Source organism: Streptomyces sp. NPDC111628 (assembly GCF_055635195.1).
Genome location: NZ_JBVKBZ010000009.1, coordinates 112,144 through 115,796 on the forward strand (window position 1 = coordinate 112,144; position 3,653 = coordinate 115,796).

Sequence of the window (3,653 nt, forward strand, 5' to 3'; positions counted from 1 at the left end):
TGAAACAGGAGTAGGAGTGCGATGACGAGCACGCAGACCAGGGAGCGACCGCCCGCCCGGGAGACCGGCGCGAAGAGCGCGCCGGAGTCCGGACCGCCCGCCCCGCCGGTCCGCAAGGTCGGGCTGCGCTCCCTGTTCCCGTATCTCCAGGGCTACTGGCCGACGCTGGGGATCGTCGCGGTGCTCTCCCTGGTGGTCACCCTGCTGACCCTCAGCCAGCCGGTGCTGACCCGGGACGTCCTGGCCGACATCGAGGCGGACAGGCCGGTGGGGCGGCTGGTGGCCCTGCTCATCGGTGTCCTCGTGGTGGTGGCCGTGCTCGGCGGGGTCCGCGACTACCTGCTCCAGCGGGCCGCCGAAGGGCTCGTGCTGACCGCCCGCCGCCGCCTGGTGGCCCGGCTGCTGCGGCTGCCCATCACCGAGTACGACCAGCGCCGCACCGGCGACATGCTGTCCCGGGTCGGCGCCGACACCACCATGCTGCGCGCGGTGGTCACCTCGGGACTGTTCGACACGGTGACCAACGTCGTCATGGTCGGCGGCTCCGCGCTCATGATGTGCCTGATCGACCCCACCCTGTTCGCGGCCACCGCCCTCGGCCTGGGACTCGGCGTCCTCGCCGTCGTCGGGCTCTCCCGGCGGGTGCGGGGCGCCTCCCGCGACGCCCAGGACCGGATCGGCGAGATGACGTCCGCCGTCGAGCGCGCCATCTCCGCCGTGCGCACCATCCGCGCCAGCGGCGCCGAGGACCGCGAGGGCAAGGCCGTCGACGGGTACGCGCAGCAGGCCTACCACGCCGGGATGCGCATCGCCCGGCTCCAGGCGATGATCAACCCGATCACCTCGACCACCATCCAGGTGGCGTTCCTCGTCGTCCTCGGTCTCGGCGGCGCCCGGGTGGCGAGCGGCGCCATCCAGGTCGGCGACATGGTCGCCTTCGTGCTCTTCCTGTTCATGCTGTGGTTCCCGCTCGGCCGCGCGCTGACCGCCTACTCCCGGCTCCAGTCCGGGCTCGGCGCCCTCCAGCGCATCGAGGAGATGGTGGACCTGCCGCAGGAGACCGACGCCGGCGCGGGTGCGCTCACGGTGCGCGAGCGCACCCGGCCCGGGAGCGAGCCCGCCGGCGCGGAACGACGGCCGCCCGCGATCGAGTTCGAGGGCGTCAGCTTCGGCTACGCCGACGGCGAGACCGTCCTGCGGGACGTGTCCCTCACCGTCCCCCGCGGCACCCGCACCGCGCTGGTCGGCCCCTCCGGAGCGGGCAAGTCCACCCTGCTGTCGCTGGTGGAACGGTTCTACGACGTCACCTCCGGCACCGTCCGGGTCGGCGGCACCGACGTACGCGACCTGCCGCGCCGCGAGCTGCGCGGACGCCTCGGCTACGTCGAGCAGACGGCGCCGGTCCTGGCCGGCACCGTCCGCGACAACCTCTCCCTCGCCGCGCCCGACGCCACCGACGACGACATGCGGGAGGTGCTGCGCTCGGTCAACCTCATGGGCGTGATCGAGCGGGCTCCGCAGGGCCTGGACACCGAGGTCGGCGAGGGCGGCGTCCTGCTGTCCGGCGGCGAACGGCAGCGCCTGGCGCTGGCCCGCACCTTCCTGGCCGCGCCGCCGATCATGCTGCTCGACGAGGCGACCAGCAACCTCGACGCCCGCAACGAGGCCCTGATGCGGGAGGCCATCGGCACCGTCTCCGCCGACCGGACGCTGCTCGTGGTCGCCCACCGGCTGTCCACCGTCGTGGACAGCGACCAGATCGTCGTCCTGGAGCACGGCCGGGTCGTCGCCGCGGGCCGGCACGAGGAACTGACCGGCACCAGCCCCCTCTACCGGGAGCTGGCCAGCCACCAACTGCTCATCCAGTAGACCGCCTACCCTCCCCCCACATGAAGGGGCCTCCCGGTGCAGTGCACCGGGAGGCCCCTTCATGTGCTGCGGGCCGGTCAGCCGGCCGTCGCCAGGCACTGCCGGACCCGGTGCCGGGTCAGCTCCCAGGCGGCGTCCAGCCCCACCGCCCGGGCCCGCGAGGCCTCGTCGGTGAACCGCCGGTGGGCGCGGCGCTCGCGGTACAGCAGCAGCGTCAGGTTCACCAGGAACGGCATCATCCCGTCCCGCTCGTCGGCGCGTTCGGCCACCTCCACCTCGACGCGGGCCCGGGCCCCGGGGACGTCGCCGAGGAGCATCCAGAGCTGGGCCAGGTCGAGGCCGGGCAGGTACAGGGCGCTGCTCGCCCAGTCGATCAGGACCTGCCGGCCCCGGCTGCGGACCACGTTGGCCAGCACCAGGTCGCCGTGGCCGAACTCGCGGGGCGCGCCGGACAGGTCGAGGAGCCGGAGCAGGTCCGTCCAGTGCGCGTCGTCGAAGACGCCCTGGGCGTGCACCCCCTCCAGCATCCCCCGGTAGTCCACCGCCCACGCGCCGGCCGCCGCGGGCCGCCAGTGCCGCAGCCGCTCCACGGCCTCCAGCACCCCGGCCAGGTCCTCCCGGGAGACCGGAGTGACCGGGAACCGGTCCGGCGCCAGCACCTCCCCCGCGAGCCGCTCCATGACCAGCACGGCCCGCTCCCGGTCGGAGGCGAACCGCCGCGGCACCGGCACCGGCGGGGGCACCGCGTCGAACAGGTCGTAGGTGTCGATCTCGCGCAGGCACTGGCGCCGCCAGTCGGGCGTGCGCACCTTGGCCAGCGCCTCGACGCCGTCCAGCTCGCCGCCCACCACCAGCGAGGTGCGACTGCGGTAGACCACCTCCCCGGGGGAGAAGCCGGGGCACACCTCACGGGCCAGCGCGATCAGCTGCCCGTCGGACTCGGTCTTCAACGGCTTCTCCTTCACCGGCGCAGGAATTCGACGAGGCTCTTGTTCACCGCGTCCGGCGACTCCAGGTAGCCGTAGTGCCCGCAGTCGGGCACCAGCTCGTACTCGGCGCCGGGGATCGCGTCGGCCACCTCCCGGCCCAGGTGGGGCGGGGCGATCAGGTCGTCCTGGAAGGCGACGACCCGGGTGGCGGCCCGGATGCCGCGGTAGGCCTCCCGCCGGTCGCCGTCCACCCGCACCCCGAGCTGGGCCCGGTAGCCCGCACCGGAGCGCCGGGTCAGTTCCAGCACGTCCAGCCAGTCGCGGGCCTGCACGTCGTTGTCGAGGGTGCGCGGCGAGAGGTTCTGCATGGCCTGCACGACCGCCTCGTAGGCGGCGGGCAGCCGGATCCCCTGGTCGTACAGCTCCATCTCCGCGCGGCACAGCGCCTCGCGCAGCGCGTCCGGGCGGGCCCGGGTCGCCATCAGGACCAGCCGGTCCACGAGGTCGGGCCGGGACAGCGCAAGCTCCTGGGCGATGTGCGCGCCCATCGAGATGCCCGCCACCCGGCAGGGCCCCAGCTGCAGTTCCTCGACGAGGGCCGCCGTGTCGGCGACCAGGTCGTCGATGCCGAAGCCCTGGGGGCACTCCTCGCTCGGCGCGATGCCCCGGTTGTCGAAGCTGATCACCCGGAATCCGGCGGCGACCAGCGCGGGCACCTGGTGCAGGTGCCAGGCCCGGCCGCTGCCGCCCGAGCCCATGACGAGCAGCACGGCGGGCGCGGCCTGCGCACCCGCCGGGGGCGCGTCGTCGTAGTAGTTGATCCTGATGCCGTTGACGGTGAGGACAGGCATGGCG

The 3,653-nt window shown here is 74.0% G+C and carries 3 protein-coding genes; 1 reads left to right on the forward strand and 2 read right to left on the reverse strand.

From position 1 onward, the window contains the following. Positions 1-21 precede the first annotated feature (21 nt). Entirely contained in the window at positions 22-1,869 is a 1,848-nt protein-coding gene (locus tag ACZ7MF_RS38255) for an ABC transporter ATP-binding protein (protein ID WP_471482745.1), read from the forward strand. 77 nt (positions 1,870-1,946) lie between these two features. Here the strand turns inward: ACZ7MF_RS38255 and hasP are convergent, their stop codons facing one another. Further along, positions 1,947-2,846 (reverse strand): 3-hydroxyasparagine phosphotransferase, encoded by a 900-nt coding sequence (gene hasP, locus ACZ7MF_RS38260; RefSeq protein ID WP_471483021.1) that lies wholly within the window; start codon positions 2,844-2,846, stop codon positions 1,947-1,949. Then, positions 2,831-3,649: an alpha/beta fold hydrolase gene (locus ACZ7MF_RS38265; RefSeq protein WP_471482746.1), complete on the reverse strand. Its 819-nt coding sequence runs from the start codon at positions 3,647-3,649 to the stop codon at positions 2,831-2,833. The genes hasP and ACZ7MF_RS38265 overlap by 16 nt, the downstream gene beginning before the upstream one ends. Positions 3,650-3,653: the final 4 nt, after the last annotated feature.

Coding starts and splice junctions, on each gene's coding strand:
- ACZ7MF_RS38255 (WP_471482745.1), top strand. CDS start 22: ATGACGAGCACGCAGACCAGGGAGCGACCGCCCGCCCGGGAGACCGGC.
- ACZ7MF_RS38265 (WP_471482746.1), bottom strand. CDS start 3,649: ATGCCTGTCCTCACCGTCAACGGCATCAGGATCAACTACTACGACGAC.